Raw genomic sequence first — 15,555 nt, 5'->3', positions numbered from 1 at the left:
TGGGGCAAGTAAGGTCAGAAAACGGGCCCGGGAGCAAACACCGGAACTTGTAGACAGGCGGCCGACAAGTTAAGGCCCGGGAAAGCGCGTTCCCGATCTGCCACCGTGGGGCGACGAACGACGTGATCTCTTTTCCTCAGGATCCCCCCAACCGGGCCCGGGAGCAAACGGGCCCTGTTGTAAACTCGCAGTTTACAACACCACCGAGGTTCGTCGCGCCGGGCTCCGTGGCTCCGTGCGGTGATGAACGACGTGCTCTCTTTTTCCCGGGATCCCCGCACCCGGGCCCGCGCCCTGTTCCGGCGTTTGGCCCAGGACGTCCTGATTTTCGGAAACGCCTACCGGGAGCGGATCGACAACCGGCTGGACCAGCCCCTGCGGCTGGAGGTGCCGCTGGCCAAAGACGCCCGCCGCGGCGAGGATCTCGCGCGCTACTATTTCGTGCCGGACTGGGGCCGGGAAACCCGGATTGGGAACCCGGTCTTCCACGTGATGCAGCCCGATGTCTCGCGGGAAATTTATGGCCTGCCCGAGTCCCTGGCCGCCCACCGGGTACCGCCCCAACTTTTGGGTATCATCCCCAACAATACGGGGGGCTCTGGCGATGTCGAGAAGGCCGCCCGGGTGTTCGCCATCAACGAGATTGCGCCGCTCTAGGCCGTGTTCCTGGACCTGAACCTCTGGCTGGGCGAGGACGTGATCCGCTTCCGGGGCACTGCCCTCGAACCGCCGGCCGCGTAGGGGCGGAAGAACATCAGTCGGTTTGAGTCAGGGCGTCGCCAAGGACGGCTTTAAGCCGGGCCTGCTGTTGCCTCGGGTCGAGTTCCTCCTGCGCGTGGCCGACAAAATTGCGCCGGATCTCAAAAATCGCGTCGGCACGCCTTGGGTCGGGCAGGCGTTCCAGGGCAGCCACTTCCGCGTAGCCTTCAAAAATGAATTCCAGTATCGGTTCCCTGAATCCCCTGTTTGCCGGCGGTTTTTTGGCTCCATAAGTCTCATGAGCGTAATTGGGGAAGAGAAGGCGCCCCTTGTCCAGCAAGGAAGACAAGTGCATGGCAATGTGCTCCCGTTCCCGCAAAAGGTCGTTGCCGGGGAAGAGGGTGTCGTCGCTTCGGCACAGCGAAATGGCGCGGCCCATCATGTCAATGACATCGTTGACCCATGCCCGTCGGGCTTCAACATGCCGGGTGTGGAGGAGTTCGGCTGCGATGGCGGCCTGGCGTTTCGTCTCCAGTCTCTGTTTTTCGCCCTCGCGTTCCTGCTTTCGGGTCGATTGGCGTGAATCCCATGCGGAATAAACGGCCACTGCGGCTCCGGCAATGGTGGCGATGGAAACCAGAGGGCTGAGAAGCTTCTCCATCTTCTTTTCCCTGTGAATTCTGAAACCAGATTGGGGATCATAAACTACTGTCGAATCGGTTTTTCGCCCATAGTGCTGGGCTGTCCGCCTTTTTCGGCTCCTCTGGCATCCTCAACCCCGACACTCCCCGGTGCCGGGTTTTTTTTATTGATCCGTCGGGGGCGGTGTGTTCCCGTTCCCGCCGTTGTCCCTGTTGTCGTCTCCGCCACCGTTGTTCCGCGAGCGGATCAAAGCCTCGACTTTCTCCAGGCTCTCGCTTGTGTGCTCCAGGTAATAAGGGGCACTGTTCCCGTGGAATACCTGGAGCGCGTTGCGGTAACATGTTGCCGCTTCCTCCAGGCGCTCTGTGCCGGCTTCCCGTTCGCCCAAGGTCCGGAGGACGTTGCCCAGGTTGTTCTGTGTCATGGCCCAATCTCTAGGTGATTGGGCGCGTGCCCGCACTTTCATTGCGCTGCGCAAGGCCTCCTCTGCTTCCCCTAGGTACCCTGTATTTTCCGTCAGAACACCGAGTTCGTGCAGTGCGTTGCCCATGCCGTTCATGGCGTTACCCCACGGGACGGGGGTCTGCTCAGGACTTAGCACTTGAAGGGCGGCGTTGTAGATTTTCAACGCCTCGTTCAGGCGTTCCGGGTCTCCTTGCTGCTTACCCAGTCTGTAAAGTGCATTGCCGAGATTGTTTTGGGTTGCAGCCACGTCAAAGTGGAGACCCATGCGTTCGTATTCTATGATTGCTGCTCGGTAGGCCTCCTCTGCTTCCTCAAAGAACTCTGCAGTGTTTTCCAGTTCGCCCAAGGCAGAAAGCGCATTGCCAAGGTTGTTCTGAGTTGAGGCGTTCTCTAAAGGCTCGCGTTGACGTTGCAGGTCGTTTGAAACGGTTAAAAAAAGTGCGACGGATTCAAGCAGGTGTGGTTTGCTGCGTTCCTGGGATCCAAAAATGCCGAGGGCCACGCCCAGGCGGGAGCGGGCCTCATTAATCTGTGCTCGATTTACATCCCCGGTCTTGCTTAGGAGCATGCCTAGAACCTGTTTCCAAAGCTCAATTGACGCTGGCCAGTTCTCTTTGTTGCTTGCATCGATTGCAAAGGCACGCAAAGACGCAATTGCATCAGGCATTTCGATGATGCTCTCGGTTTTACGTCCGGCTTCCGGCTCGATAACCTCCCCGGTTTGGATAGGGATGTCGCCTACTAGCTCTGAGACAGATTGGGCGCTTTCCTGTGCGTCTTTCAGGTGCTTCCTGCTTTCTTCCGCACACCTTTTTGCTTCCTCTTCATGCTTTTTGGCTTCGTCGCTTCGGCGAAAAGTCAGCCAGGCAAGCACGGACGAAAAAATTCCCGCTCCCGTGACTACAATTGCGGAAAGACCGACAATTAAGGCGGCAGCGCTTATTGCTGAGCTGCTCCAGAAACGGTCGGCCTCAAGATGGCGGTCGAGATTCTCGGTTTCCAACTGGTGGAGCCGCACCTCCATATCCTTGAGTTGCAGTCTCTGTTCCAGCGTTTCGACGCGAGTAGCGAGACTGTCGTTTCCGCTCCGCTCTTGCCCCGGCTGATTGTCGCCCGCCAGCCCTTCGGACGTTGCCGCAAGGATTACGCACAGCACGGCTGCGAGAAACAGGGCAATACCTCTGGGCATGGCAATTCATCCATAAAGTGATCAGGGGTGGAAAGGGTATCACTCAGCCCGTGCCTCGCCCAGCCCCCAATCTCGCGCCGGGACTGGGTACAGCCATGCCAGCGGCGCCCCCGCTATCTTGCCCGGGGGCGGCCCTTTTTTCCCTGTGGGAGCGTCACAGGTGCGTCTGCTCCTTTCCGCGGGTCCGGGGGTGGTCGCCCCTGAACATTGCATTCCCTCCCGCGCTCCGGGCATCCGGCGTTCGTCGTGGGATGAAAAAGGGGGCGCACGGAGAATTATCACCGCGCCCGATCGTTTTGAGTGATAAGCGACTGCTTTGCTCGTATGATTCCCTCTCCATTCTTATGGGAGGGACATATGAGCGAGGACGCGGTTGAAAGAGAAAGGCTCCGAATCGCCGAGTACTGGAACACGGAGCTTTCAAAATCATTTCGAGGCACCCTGGCTTTGGCTTTGCTGGTGATGGTGGTCTCAGCAATTGTGCTCAGTTCCACGCGTGTAACAATTTCTTTCTATGGAGAAGAGTCCGTTTTTTATCCATCGAGCGCATTGTTTGTTACGAGTTTTTCTATATTCATGCTGTCTCTGGTGGCTGTTGGAGTTTTGGCGCTGCGCTTCTTCGTGGCGCCTGTCTCGTCGGTGTTCGGCGCTCCGGATACGGACGTCGACACCGAGGCGGCGTTACGGAAACGGCAGCTTGAGGCGGTTCAGAAGCGTTCACGTCAACGGGAGCGGGCTCTGAATTATGCGACGGTCTTTCTCATGCTTGCCTTTCTCGTCTTCGTGGGAAGCTTGCTGAGGCTTTGGGTTGTGTCCGGCCGCCTGTTTTACTAGTGCGGCCACTCCGTGCGCGGGTGGCCCTGACAGTATGGCGCCTTTTCATGGAATGTGGGGTGTTGGGCAGCGGTCGGGGCAATCGGGCCGGCGCGGGTGAGGGCCGGTGTCCGTTACGGCTGTGGCCACAGCGTTGGGAGCCGGTCGGAAGCCGGCCCGCAGTTCCGCACGGTCCCTGCGGGCAGATCCGGACAACAGGGAACGCCGGCCCGACGGCTCCGGGGGGCGGTGGCGGCCCTGCCCCTAGAGATACCGTTTGGCGGTTTCGCGGAGTCGGTCGGCCAGGGGCAGGATCTCGTCCAGGGTGTCGATGGGGATGCGGTCCTCCTGGCGGGGTCGCTCATTCGGGTCACCCTTGTCGAACAGTCCGATGTATTTCTGACGCGCGTTGAACCAGAAGCGGCAGATGGGCTGCCGGTTGTTGTCGTCGAAAAAGACGCTGCAGTAGGTCTGGGCGTCACGGATAAAGATCCGTTCCGGAGCGACGGTTCCCAGCAGGATGGACTTGACGAGGAAGAACGCCTGCCATTCCTCGTCCGTTGTGACGATCTTGTCCCCGAGTTCCTCGGCGGGGGCAATCTCCTGCGCGCGTGCCGCGTTGGCCGGGTGCTCCTCGTCCGGCTGGATTGCGCTTTTCAGCCGCTCGTTGATTTTGGAGTTGATCCAGCGCTGCATGGCCCGTTTGACAAGCGGGCTGAAGGAGGCAATGACCCCCGGGGTGAACCGGCGCCGGGGTGCGTCCTTTTCCCGCTCGTCCGCCTTGCCGACGAGGAACCGGACAAACTCCTCGTCCGGCTCCTGGAACAGCTCTTCCAGAATTTTTCGGAACTCGCGTGTGTACTTGAGGTCGGTTGCCGCGCTCATGGCGGTTGCCGGATCAAAGCGTCCTTTCGCAAGTTTGAAGACTTCCGGGATCAGGCCCTCGTCCATGGATTCAAGGGTGAACTCCATGTAGGGAACCTTGTCCATGCGGTTGCGGGCCTCAAGGTCCGTAAAGAACCGGTAGCGGTTCCCGTCGGTCAGGACTGCGACGTGGGAGAAGGTGGTGTTGAAATAGCGTTCAAGCTGGGTTCCGGGCGCAAGGTCCAGGCATCCTCCGTACTGCTTGCACTCGATCAGGATGATCGGCTTTCCGTCCTGCATGATCGCGTAGTCGACACGCTCCTTTTTCTTCTCGCCGACATCACAGATGAACTCGGGGCAGATTTCCCTGGGGTCGTGGACGTCGTAACCCAGATGGGACAGAAGAGGCATCACGAGGGCCATTTTTGTGGCCTCTTCAGTTTTCAGGGTCGGGCCGATTGCGCGACTTTTCTCAGCCAGATCTTTCAGTCTGGCAGTCAGTTCCATCATATCTACCCCCTTGGCGTGCGGACAGGACGTTCCAGCGGGGAAGTATGGAATGTACTTTAAGGCGAGTCAATTTGTGCTGGCAACCTTTGGCGGTCAAGGCGGGGCGGTCCGCAGGTCCGCACAGTCCCTGCGGGCCGATCCCGACCACAGGGGGCGTTTGCCCGAGAGCCCGGAGTGGCCGGTGGCGGTCTGCAGGGCACGGGAAAAACAGGCGATCCGCCTGCTGAAAGGCGCCGGTTTCAGGGGGGGAGGGTGTCTAAGTTTTCCGAAAAGGGTGTCTAACCGGCATGCGGTTTTGTGGGCAACAGCCCCCAACCCTTTGAGAAGAATGGTGCCGCTTGTCTGACTTGAACAGACGACCTACCGCTTACAAGGCGGTTGCTCTACCAACTGAGCTAAAGCGGCTCCGGGCGCGAACCTAGCATCATGCAACGGGGGATGCAAAAGCAAAAAACGCCCGGTGCGGGCGCGCCGCCTCAGATGGGCCGTTCGGGCCGGTAAACGACACTGGATGCCTGTTCAAATTCGATAATATCCTGGAGGCACTCGATGCGTCGCTCCCGGGCGCAGTGCAGCTGTTCCGCCGGGACCGAGCCCACATAGGCGATTCCCGCGCCCTCCAGCATTTCCCGCAGGGCGATGGCCTCGACCACGTCGGCGACGAATCTCATGCGGGTTCCGAACAGGGGGAGGAGATCCTCCTTGTACGGCATGGTGACCGAGAAGGACCGGGTCCGGCCCCGCTCCCGCTCCAGAACGGTCGCTCGCACCGAGGTGGGGAACATCGAGAACAGCACCGCAGTCTGGCTCTCGTGCTCGACAAACAGGTCTTCCCCGGGCCGGGAGTAGGGCTTCACGGCCTCGCGGATGATTTCCTCCGAGAGGTCGGCGCCGCGGGCGACTTTCTCGATCTGGTCGATCAGCTCGGACTTGCGGCTGGCAAACAGGTGGCGGCCGTTGACGTGAACCGAGCACCAGGCGCTGGGGTTCCACTCCCGGTCATAGCTGCTGAGCCGCGTCTGCCACAGGCTGCTCCAGTCGATTTCGGCGCTTTCGCTCAGGGCGGCGGAGTTCTCGGAGAACTGTTCCAGGATCATGTGAGCGCAGCGCAGCGTGTTGTGGACCGAGTTGGCCCGGATCACCACCCGGTCCCGGAACGGCTTCATGTCGAGAATGATCCGGTTCGAGCGCAGGTAGGAGGTCTTGTCCTCCAGCCGTCGCAGGGACGCGGTCGAGATCTTGTAGAACGTTGTTTTTTCTCGATACAGGGAAATGGTCGACATGGAACCTGCGTACACTCCAGCGACGACGGCCCGAGCCGTGTCCGGCTGCCGCCCGTTTTGCTCCGGGCTGTGAACGCCCGGCAGGATCCGGGTCGCCCGGCGTGCCGTCTCGTTCCTTCGCCAACCTTTTGAGGATATCAGCTTCGGCGAATTGTTCGACAAAAAAAACAGAGATTTAAGTAAATTCACGGCGCGGAAAGCTTTTTCGGGCCCTGAAATCATTTCCCCGGCCCCCGTCCGGTGCTAAACAGGGCGGGCGCTTTTTTTTTGCGCGCGTTTCCTTTTTTCCGTACAGACAGGTTTCCATGATCCACGCCGAAATGCCCCGCCAGTCTCCCCTGACCCTTGATGTTCCCGAGGACGGGGGCGACGTCCGCCTTGACCGCTGGCTCCGCCGGCAGTTCCCCGGGCTGACCCAGGGGCGCATCGAGAAGCTCCTGCGCAAGGGGGCGGTCCGGGTCAACGGAAGCCGGGCCAAAAAAAGCAGTGACCGTCTGGCCGGAGGCGACCGGGTGCAGGTGCCCCACGATATCGGTGAGGTCTCCGCGGACACCGCGTCCGGGGACGGGACAGAGCCCCGGGTTCCGCGGGCGCCCCGGGCTCCGCGCCCGCCCACACCGGAGGAGGAGCGCGCCCTCGAGGCCTCGGTGCTGCACCGGGATGCCTCGGTCCTGGTGCTGGACAAGGCGGCCGGGCTGGCGGTTCAGGGCGGCACGGGCACAACCCGGCACCTTGACGCCCTGCTGGACCTGTTCACTCGCGACGGCAGCGAGCGCCCCCGCCTGGTGCACCGGCTGGACAAGGACACCAGCGGCGTTCTTGTGCTGGCCCGGACCCTGCGGGCGGCCCAGTTCCTGACCCGCGCCTTCCGGAACCGGGACACCCAGAAGATCTACTGGGCTCTGGTGGTGGGGGTGCCCGAGCTCGAGCAGGGCACGATCAACGCCCCCCTTGCCAAGGAGGCCGCGGCCCGGGGCGAGCGCATGACCATCAGCGACGACGGACGGGCGGCGGTCACGGACTACCGCATGGTGGATCATGCGGGCAAGGCGGCCGCCTGGCTGGAGATGCGCCCGCGCACCGGCCGGACCCACCAGCTGCGGGTCCACGCCACCGCGCTCGGGACGCCGATCCTGGGCGACGGCAAGTACGCCGGGGTCGGGGCGTTCCTGTCCGGGGACGGCTTTGCCCGCCAGCTCCACCTTCACGCCCGCGCCCTGTCGATCCCCCATCCGGACGGCGGGCGCCTCGAGGTCACCGCCCCGGTCCCGGCCCACTTCCGGGCCTCCATGGCCGCGCTGGGCTTTCACCTCTCTGATGCGCCCGATCCGTTCTCAGGCTGGCTTGATACGGATCTGTAAGCGGTTTGAGGGCCTTGCAGGGCGTTTTTCCCCGGGAACTGTCCCGGTCCGGCAGGCGGAAACGCGAAAAAAGACCGGGAGCACAGTTCCCGGCTTGTCTTCTGTTCACCTTCCGTGGTTACCTTGCCTTGCGCAATGGTGCCCGATGGGGTGTCATTACTGAACGGAACTGAACGGACTCTGGAACAGAGACATGGCCATGCTTCGAAAGAGTGCATTCCCTGCGGGTCTGATGTTCTCGGTCGCCCTTCTTGTGGGCGCCTGCGGTCCCGGAGTCTCCCGGGACGGAACCTATATCACCACATCGATCCGGGCCTCGGACGTGGCCCTGGCGGCCCTGGCCAAGGGCGATTTCCTGAACGCCGAGAGCTATTCCAGCCGCGCCCTGGTCGCGGATGACCGGAACCCCTATGCGCTTCTGGCCCAGGCCCTTGTCTATCAGAACACGGACCGCCCGGCCGAGGCCATCCAGACCTATCAGACGCTTCTGGCCCTGAAACCGGGCGCCGAGGCGGTCCTCGGGCAGTGGTTCACGCTGGAGGCCGTTCCCATCACCGAGATTGCCCGCAAGAATCTGGATGTGCTGAAGATGCTTCCCGAGACCCGTGCCCTGACCGAGGGGCAGGGGGGTACGGCCATTGCCCTCCAGCCGACGGTGACCGGATCCCGGGCCGTTGCGGACCGGATTCTCTCCGGCGGACTGGCGAAGCCGGATCCGGCTCAGGCTTCGGCCTCCAGGGCCGGGCAGCCGAGGGCCAGGGCGGGAGCCGCCATGACCCCGGCCGCGGGCTGGTCCGATGTGGTCGGCCCCGTGGCGGAGCCGGACCGGACAGCGGCCAGGACGTCCCCGGCACAGGCCCCAGGGCCCCAGGGCCTGTCCCAGGCGGCCATGGAGCGGCTGCGCATCTTGCATCGCCTCTATGACGAGAAGCTGATCTCCCGCGGCGAGTTTGACGCCCGCCGCCTTGCCAATCTGGGCGCGGTGCTGCCCCTGACCTTTCCGCCGCCCTCGACCCGGGCCCTGATGCCAGCACCCGGTCCGTCCGAGGTGTCCGGGCGCCTGAACGACCTTCGCCTGACCCTCCAGAAAGGGGGGATCACCCAGAGCCGCTTTGACGCCGAGCGGACCGCCATCCTGGACGCCCTGCTGCCGGACCGCCCCACGGCTTGGCAGCCCGTGGCCCAGCCCGGGACGTCGGAAGCCGCCCGGGCCACATACGCAAGGCGCCTGAACACCCTGCTCGCCACCGGACTGGTGACCGAGCCGGAGGCCAAACGGGAGCTTGCGGCCCTGTCCGGACCGCGAGCCCGGCCAGCCTCGGCCGAACCGGCCGCGACCCGCCCCACGGGTCCGTCCGGCCCGGCAGCGTCCGGCGGCCCGGCATCGGGCGTGGCAACGTCGGGAGCGTCCGCCGGACCGGTCGCCGGGACCGCGGGGGCGCCGGATGGCACCCCGCCCCGCACGACCCTGGTCCACCTTGCCTCGTACCGCTCCGATGATGCGGCCCGGCAGGGATGGAAGGAACTCCAGGCCCGATACCCCGCCCTTCTCGGGAGCAGCCAGTCCGTGCTGCGCGCCGTGACCCTGACAGGGGAGGGGCGTTTCATCCGCCTGCTGGCCGGACCGCTGGAGTCCGGCGTGGCGACGAATCTCTGCCTGGCGCTGAAAAGCCGCGGGCAGTACTGCACACCCGAAAAGATGTGAGGTGCGCTGAAGAGCCTCGCAGCTGAAATATTCCCGGCCGCCCCCGTTCCTTTCCGTCGGGTGCGGCCCCACCTTCGGGAAACGCGCGGACCTGCCCCAGGGATCCGCAGTGTCACTTCACGATAGCCGGCCCGTTCCCTCGGGCCTCCCACAGGCATGAAGCTGGATGTTGGAAGAAGGAGACTAAGCTTTGCTTAAAGACAGCCGCGTTGCGTGCGAGACGATGCGCTCCAAGGTGATGACCGCCGAGGAAGCCATCGCATTCATCAAGCCCGGCACGACCATTGGTGCCAGCGGATTTACCGGGTCGGGCTACCCCAAGGCCGTTCCCCTGGCCCTTGCCGCCAAAATCAAGGAGGAAGCCGACTCCGGGCGGACCTTCCGCGTGAACCTGTGGACGGGCGCGTCCACCGGCCCCGAGCTGGACGGAGCCCTTGCCGAAGTGAACGGCATCGAGTTCCGCATGCCCTACCAGTCTGACACCCACATGCGCGACCGGATCAATCGCGGAGAGGCGCATTACTTCGACTATCACCTCAGCCACTCCACTCCCCTGGTGAAGAGCGGCGCCATGGGGCCCCTTCACACCGCGGTCATCGAGGTCACCGCCATCAAGAGCGACGGGCGTCTTGTCCCCTCGTCGTCCGCCGGGAACAACCAGGCGTGGCTTGATGCGGCCGAGCAGGTCATCCTGGAGGTCAACTCCTGGCAGAATGCGGACCTGGAGGGCATGCACGACTTCTACACCATCGCGCCCCCGCCGAACACCCAGCCCATCCCCATCATGAAGGCCGACGACCGGATCGGCTCGCCCTACATGACCGTGGATCCGTCCAAGGTCGTGGCCGTGGTCGAGACCCACATCCCGGACCGCAACGCGCCCTTCTCCGATCCCGGAGAGGTGGAGATGAAGATTGCCGCCAACCTCCTGGACTTCCTGTCCCACGAGGTGAAGATGGGCCGGATGCCGGAGAACCTGTTCCCGCTCCAGTCCGGCGTGGGCAACATCGCCAACGCGGTGCTGTGCGGCCTGATGGACTCGCCGTTCGAGAACATGACCTCCTACACCGAGGTGATCCAGGACGGCATGATCAACCTGCTGAAGGCCGGGAAGCTGCGCATGGCCTCGGCCACCGCGTTCTCCCTGTCGCCGGACATGGCCAAGTACATCAACGACCACATGCACGAGTTCCAGGACAAGATGATCCTGCGTCCCCAGGACGTCTCGAACAACCCGGAGGTCATCCGCCGCCTGGGCTGTATTGCCATGAACTCGCTGATCGAGACGGACATCTACGGCAACGTGAACTCCACCCATGTCATGGGCTCGCGGGTGATGAACGGAATCGGCGGCTCGGGTGACTTTGCCCGCTCGGCGTCGATCTCCGTCTTCATGACCCCCTCCACGGCCAAGGGAGGCGCCATCTCGGCCATCGTGCCCCAGGCCTGCCACGTGGACCACGGCTCCCAGGACGTGCGCGTCATCGTCACCGAGCAGGGCCTTGCGGACCTGCGCGGCCTGTCCCCGAAGCAGCGCGCGGAGACCATCATCCGCAACTGTGCGCACCCGGATTACCGCCCGGCGCTTCTGGACTACTACAAGCGCGCCCGCGATGTGTCGGTTGGCCAGCACACGCCGGTCATCCTGGACGAGGCCCTGTCGTGGCACTCCCGGTTTGTCAAAGCCGGGTCCATGAGAGCCTGATCCCGGCCTGTCCGGTTTCTTGCGTCTGCCCGGAGGCGGTGTTCCGCCTCCGGGTTTTTTTGTGCCTCCGGCGCGGGCCCGGGCGGGGCAGGGCCGGCAGGACGCGGAGCGGAAGGGACAAGCGCACTCGGGTGTGCCCGGCTGGAGCGGGGGGCGCCCCGGGGGGCGTCGCTCTGTGCCGGATCCGGCCTGCCTCTGCGTTTGTGGCGGTCGACTTGCCACCGGAGGGCGTGCTGTTTCGGCTCTTCGCGGGCCCGGTTCCGGCGGTTTGGTCTTTACGGGCCGCGGGCGCACTTTTTTCCTTGGCGGACGGGCTCTTCCAGGTTAAGTTCCGCGCTCTGGCGTTCCCGGTGGGGATGCCGGACTGAAGAGCGCTCCGGGCCTGTCGTTGGAACAGGGTCGCAGGAGCCTCACGAAGAGGGCGTCCGTAGCTCAGCTGGATAGAGTGTTGGCCTCCGAAGCCAAAGGTCGTGGGTTCGAATCCCGCCGGACGCACCAGCTTCCCTCCCCGAACCATCAGTACGCCCCTTGGGCTCTGTTCCGCGCCGTCTCCGGTGTCCCGAGCGGGCCGCCGTTTTGCGTGCGCCCGTGGCTTCAGGGGGCTGCCGTCTGCGGTGTCCGTGATGGGATCCCGGTGGTGCGCGCCCCCCTTGTCTGCGGGCGGGCGGCATCGATGGGGTTTGCCACCGGCCTGCGGGCGTGGGGTGTGCCCGGTCTGACGGGCGTGCCGCCACGTTCCCCGGCGGTGTTCGCCTGCTGTACGGCGGGTTGGCCGCTCTTCGCCGCTGGCCCGGCTGGGCCCTTCCCCCGACAACCGAACAGGAGATGGAGCGGGACACCCGGCTCCTGCCTGCAGGCGGGGAGTGCGGTCTGACGTGTGCGTGTGGTGTGTGGGGTTTCGGCGGTGCCAGGCCCTCGCGCTGGCCTGTGGCGGAGAGGGTGGGATTCGAACCCACGGAGGGTTGCCCCTCTCCGGTTTTCAAGACCGGCGCAATCGACCACTCTGCCACCTCTCCGGGGCCGTTGCAGGCGGGGTCGTTCCCCTGCAGGTTCCGCGAGGGAACCCTGCCGATTGGTAGGCCGTGCCCTGGTTAAAGTCAATCTGGGACGTGAAAAAAACATCCGGTGGGGGCGGGCACCCACAGGGCGCCGGACCGGATCCTGTCTTTGGCCTGTCCGGCCGGAGGGGATCCCCGGCCCCGTTTCCGGTCACGGAGCGCCGGGGTGTGCCCGGGTCTCCCGGGCTGCATGCGTCCGGGCCGGGGCTCGTACCCGATTCCCGTTAGGCGTGCGTAGAGCGGCGCCGGTTCCGTCGCTGCTGCGGACCTCGCCCGGGCCCGTTTGCAGGGGTATCGGGGGTGTGGCGCACCTTTCCGTCGCAGCTTTCGGGGCCGGAGACGATTTTTTGGTCCTCGCGTCCGGAAAGCCGCAGTTTTTGGCCTTTTTTCCTTGAGAGCCGGCTGTAAACCACGTAAAGTCGAAAATACCGCAAAAGGCGTCGCATTTTGGACCCAATCTTGCCTTTGTTAGAGCCTATTCAGGCCCTTAACAGTTGTTTTGTGTCCAAATCGGCGCCTCTCGTCATTCGTTTTAGCCTTTTTACTGAGGAACACAGGGCATGGGCCGTTCTCATATCGATAGGAGCAGACCGTTCGGTTCGCTGGCGCGGGTGACGGCGGTCGCTGTTGCGCTTTCGTTTTTCGCGGGCTGCGCATCGACGGGCACGCAGGTTGCCGGTTCGGACCAGGTGGATGACCCGCTGGAGCCCTGGAACCGCTACGTGTTTGCCGTCAACGACTTTGTCTACATGATGGCGCAGCCGTTCATCGCTCCGTACATGGTGCTCCCCGAGGGCGGCCAGCGGGCGATTGACAACTTTCTTCACAACCTCAGCACTCCGGTCATTCTTCTGAACGACCTGCTGCAAGGCGAGTTCAGCCGGGCCTGGACCACGACCAAGCGCTTTGCGGTGAACACCACCGTGGGTGTGCTGGGCATCGCGGATGTGGCGGCGGATCATGACATGCCGCGCCACTCCGAGGACTTCGGCCAGACCCTCGGCGTCTGGGGCGTCGGCGACGGCCCCTACCTTGTCCTGCCGCTGCTCGGGCCCTCCAGCCCGCGTGATGCGGTGGGTACGGGTGTGGACATCGTCTCGGACCCGTTCTTCTGGCTGCCGGACAAGACCTGGGGGAACTCCCTTCAGGCGGCGCGGGCCTACGCCAGCCTGTCCAACGATCTCGGGCAGGCCACGCCGCAGCTGGACGCCCTGCGGGCGACCTCGCTGGACTTCTACGCCACCATTCGCAGCCTTTACACCCAGAACCGGCGGGCGAAGGTCCAGAACCTGGATTCGGCGACGGGTCCGTTCGTGGACTACTTCCCGGACATGGAAGACGAGGGGCCGGACCGCTAGGGTCCGCCTCGGGGTTGGGAGCCAGACCGGACCCGCGCCAGCGTGCGGTTCGGTCCCGGCTCCGGTTCAGGATAAGCGGGAACGGTGCCTGAACGGCGTCTTTCCCGTTTTCTTTTTGGGGCCCGGCGCCCGCTCGGGGGATCCGTCCCCCGGTGCGCGGTTCCCCGGGGCCACGGGCAGGGCGGGGCTCTGTCCGGCCCACCCCGGGGGGCGTGGTGCGGTGACGGCGGGCCCGTTTCTGCGGGCTCGGAGCGCACCGAGAAGCCGGGTTCGGGGGCAGCGTTCGCGGAGGCGCGGCCAGGCGGGAGCGGGCTGCAAGGCCGCTTCGGGATTGACAAAAAAGGCGGGCGAGCGTATCGCCACAAGACCCTTTTCCAAAAGAACTGGAGGCGCCCCATGCTGACACTCCTTGGCTACGATCCCGGCACCGGCGTGCTGTCGCGGGCCGTCATGGACGCGCAGGAACTGAATGCAAAGCGCCCCGGGGGCACGCTTCCGCGTCTTCCCGGCCAGACCGTCTGGCTGGACATGCTCATGCCGACCACCGACGAGATTTCCGCGGTGGAGGCCCTTCTGGATATCGAGCTTCCCTCCCGGGAGGAAATGGCAGAGATTGAGCTGTCGTCGCGGTTGTACGTGGACGGCCCGGCTCTGGTGATGACCATGCCGGTTCTGAACAACTCGGCGGCGGACGAGCCGGAGTCCGCTCCGATCACGTTCATTCTCGTGCGCCACCAGCTTCTGACGATCCGCTACACGGATCCCCTGTCCTTCAAGATCTTCACCCGGCGCATCAACCGCGAGCACGCCCTGATCGCCACCGGAGAGCAGGCTCTCCTGGGGCTTCTGGAGCAGGTCACGGACCGCCTTGCCGATATCCTGGAGACCTCTATTGCGGACCTCGAGGGTCTGTCCAAGGAGATCTTCCGGGCCACCGGCAAGTCGGGGGCGGGCTGCGATTTTACCGACATTCTGCGGCGCATCGGGCGCACGGGGGATCTGGGCTCCAAGATCAAGGACAGCCTTCTGGGCCTGAACCGCCTTGTCCTGTTCCTGTCGAGCCAGCCCGCCATGAAGGGCGAGGACCGGGACCGCACCAAGACGCTCCTGCGGGACGTGGCCTCCATCACCGAGCACGCCACGTTTGTGTCCTCGAAAATACAGTTCCTTCTGGACGCGACCCTGGGGCTGATCAACATCGAGCAGAACAGCATCATCAAGATCTTCTCGGTGGCCGCGGTGGCCTTCCTGCCGCCGACCCTGATTGCTAGCATCTACGGCATGAACTACGACAACATGCCCGAGCTGCACTGGGAGTACGGCTATTACGGCGCCCTTGCCCTCATGCTGGTGTCGGCGATCCTGCCCTTTTCCTATTTCCGCTACAAGAAATGGCTCTAGGAGCGGCTGCTCCCCTCTGAGCCTTTGGCCCGGCTGTCCCGGTCTGAGCCTTTGGGCCGGCCGGACGGGCGGTCTTGCGCGGGGCGTGAGCGGTCTGGTGCAGGACGCGCGGTGTGGCGGCTTCGTGCCGCAGGCCGTGCGGCATGACCCTTCCCCATTTTCCTGAACACAGTCCCGGACCGGGCGCGGCTGCCCGGCTTGCAGCTGGCCCGCTGACGGCGCGGGTCGGTCATGGCGCGCGGCACGCGCTTGTGTGTGCGGGCGGTCCCTTCGGGGGACTGTCCGGTGCAGGGCGTCGTGTCGAAAGAGGGGGGAGTGGGGGCCTGTGACACCCGATCCGGGCAGGGCAGGGGCTAACCGGACGGCACGCCCCTCCGGAGCGGCCTCCCGGAGAGAGCGGTCGCTCGGGACCGTCTCTCCCCGGAAGGGATGCGAGCGCCGGAAGGGCGTCGGAGTTCCCGTTACCGGGTCGTCAGCCGGGGCTCAGCCTCAGCTGTCCTTC

Annotated in this window: 11 protein-coding genes and 3 tRNA genes; 8 read left to right on the top strand and 6 right to left on the bottom strand. The window is 64.2% G+C overall.

What is annotated here, in order from left to right; all coding sequences use genetic code 11:
- Window positions 1-243: 243 nt before the first annotated feature.
- Window positions 244-657: a phage portal family protein gene (locus IHV25_RS09465; protein WP_192534882.1), complete on the top strand. Its 414-nt coding sequence runs from the start codon at window positions 244-246 to the stop codon at window positions 655-657.
- A 97-nt stretch (window positions 658-754) separates the two neighbouring features.
- Here the strand turns inward: IHV25_RS09465 and IHV25_RS09460 are convergent, their stop codons facing one another.
- Together IHV25_RS09460 and IHV25_RS09455 are read right to left on the bottom strand one after the other, a co-directional pair.
- Window positions 755-1,360: a hypothetical protein gene (locus IHV25_RS09460; RefSeq protein WP_192534881.1), complete on the bottom strand. Its 606-nt coding sequence runs from the start codon at window positions 1,358-1,360 to the stop codon at window positions 755-757.
- A gap of 144 nt (window positions 1,361-1,504) precedes the next feature.
- Window positions 1,505-2,995 carry a tetratricopeptide repeat protein gene (locus IHV25_RS09455; RefSeq protein ID WP_192534880.1) on the bottom strand — a complete coding sequence of 497 codons (1,491 nt, stop codon included), beginning with the start codon at window positions 2,993-2,995 and terminating at the stop codon, window positions 1,505-1,507.
- A 357-nt stretch (window positions 2,996-3,352) separates the two neighbouring features.
- On the opposite strand from IHV25_RS09455, the gene IHV25_RS09450 reads away from it, so the two are divergent.
- Entirely contained in the window at window positions 3,353-3,829 is a 477-nt protein-coding gene (locus IHV25_RS09450) for a hypothetical protein (RefSeq protein ID WP_192534879.1), read from the top strand.
- A gap of 243 nt (window positions 3,830-4,072) precedes the next feature.
- Here the strand turns inward: IHV25_RS09450 and IHV25_RS09445 are convergent, their stop codons facing one another.
- The 3 genes from IHV25_RS09445 to IHV25_RS09435 all read right to left on the bottom strand — a co-directional run bounded on the left by IHV25_RS09445 (window position 4,073) and on the right by IHV25_RS09435 (window position 6,465).
- A complete protein-coding gene (locus tag IHV25_RS09445) occupies window positions 4,073-5,182 on the bottom strand; it encodes a type I restriction endonuclease (RefSeq protein WP_192534878.1) in 1,110 nt (369 codons plus the stop codon).
- Between the two features lie 329 nt (window positions 5,183-5,511).
- Window positions 5,512-5,587, bottom strand: a tRNA-Thr gene (locus tag IHV25_RS09440).
- Window positions 5,588-5,658: 71 nt separating this feature from the next.
- Window positions 5,659-6,465 (bottom strand): hypothetical protein, encoded by an 807-nt coding sequence (locus IHV25_RS09435; protein ID WP_192534877.1) that lies wholly within the window; start codon window positions 6,463-6,465, stop codon window positions 5,659-5,661.
- A 305-nt stretch (window positions 6,466-6,770) separates the two neighbouring features.
- Between IHV25_RS09435 and IHV25_RS09430 the strand changes: the two genes are divergently transcribed.
- The 4 genes from IHV25_RS09430 to IHV25_RS09415 all read left to right on the top strand — a co-directional run bounded on the left by IHV25_RS09430 (window position 6,771) and on the right by IHV25_RS09415 (window position 11,734).
- Complete coding sequence (locus IHV25_RS09430) at window positions 6,771-7,826, top strand: RluA family pseudouridine synthase (protein ID WP_242018909.1); 1,056 nt, start codon at window positions 6,771-6,773, stop codon at window positions 7,824-7,826.
- 199 nt (window positions 7,827-8,025) lie between these two features.
- On the top strand, window positions 8,026-9,531 hold the full coding sequence (locus IHV25_RS09425) for a hypothetical protein (RefSeq protein ID WP_192534876.1): 1,506 nt from the start codon (window positions 8,026-8,028) through the stop codon (window positions 9,529-9,531).
- A 190-nt stretch (window positions 9,532-9,721) separates the two neighbouring features.
- Complete coding sequence (locus IHV25_RS09420) at window positions 9,722-11,236, top strand: acetyl-CoA hydrolase/transferase family protein (protein WP_420825423.1); 1,515 nt, start codon at window positions 9,722-9,724, stop codon at window positions 11,234-11,236.
- A gap of 421 nt (window positions 11,237-11,657) precedes the next feature.
- Window positions 11,658-11,734: transfer RNA gene (locus IHV25_RS09415), tRNA-Arg, on the top strand.
- A 430-nt stretch (window positions 11,735-12,164) separates the two neighbouring features.
- On the opposite strand, the gene IHV25_RS09410 is transcribed toward IHV25_RS09415, so the two are convergent.
- Window positions 12,165-12,252, bottom strand: a tRNA-Ser gene (locus tag IHV25_RS09410).
- Between the two features lie 602 nt (window positions 12,253-12,854).
- On the opposite strand from IHV25_RS09410, the gene IHV25_RS09405 reads away from it, so the two are divergent.
- The gene (locus IHV25_RS09405; RefSeq protein ID WP_192534875.1) at window positions 12,855-13,652 is read left to right on the top strand and encodes an MlaA family lipoprotein; all 798 of its coding nucleotides are present in this window, start codon (window positions 12,855-12,857) and stop codon (window positions 13,650-13,652) included.
- Between the two features lie 396 nt (window positions 13,653-14,048).
- On the top strand, window positions 14,049-15,053 hold the full coding sequence (locus IHV25_RS09400) for a magnesium transporter CorA family protein (protein ID WP_242018908.1): 1,005 nt from the start codon (window positions 14,049-14,051) through the stop codon (window positions 15,051-15,053).
- Window positions 15,054-15,555 lie beyond the last annotated feature (502 nt).

It is taken from the genome of Phaeovibrio sulfidiphilus, assembly GCF_014861485.1.
Classification (GTDB): Bacteria; Pseudomonadota; Alphaproteobacteria; order Rhodospirillales; family Rhodospirillaceae; genus Phaeovibrio; species Phaeovibrio sulfidiphilus.
This window is presented reverse-complemented; position numbering and strand designations above follow the sequence as displayed.

Bases quoted from the DNA above. Each gene is read 5' to 3' on its own strand.
- IHV25_RS09465 (WP_192534882.1), top strand. From the start codon at position 244: ATGAACGACGTGCTCTCTTTTTCCCGGGATCCCCGCACCCGGGCCCGC.
- IHV25_RS09460 (WP_192534881.1), bottom strand. From the start codon at position 1,360: ATGGAGAAGCTTCTCAGCCCTCTGGTTTCCATCGCCACCATTGCCGGA.
- IHV25_RS09455 (WP_192534880.1), bottom strand. From the start codon at position 2,995: ATGCCCAGAGGTATTGCCCTGTTTCTCGCAGCCGTGCTGTGCGTAATC.
- IHV25_RS09450 (WP_192534879.1), top strand. From the start codon at position 3,353: ATGAGCGAGGACGCGGTTGAAAGAGAAAGGCTCCGAATCGCCGAGTAC.
- IHV25_RS09445 (WP_192534878.1), bottom strand. From the start codon at position 5,182: ATGATGGAACTGACTGCCAGACTGAAAGATCTGGCTGAGAAAAGTCGC.
- IHV25_RS09435 (WP_192534877.1), bottom strand. From the start codon at position 6,465: ATGTCGACCATTTCCCTGTATCGAGAAAAAACAACGTTCTACAAGATC.
- IHV25_RS09430 (WP_242018909.1), top strand. From the start codon at position 6,771: ATGATCCACGCCGAAATGCCCCGCCAGTCTCCCCTGACCCTTGATGTT.
- IHV25_RS09425 (WP_192534876.1), top strand. From the start codon at position 8,026: ATGCTTCGAAAGAGTGCATTCCCTGCGGGTCTGATGTTCTCGGTCGCC.
- IHV25_RS09405 (WP_192534875.1), top strand. From the start codon at position 12,855: ATGGGCCGTTCTCATATCGATAGGAGCAGACCGTTCGGTTCGCTGGCG.
- IHV25_RS09400 (WP_242018908.1), top strand. From the start codon at position 14,049: ATGCTGACACTCCTTGGCTACGATCCCGGCACCGGCGTGCTGTCGCGG.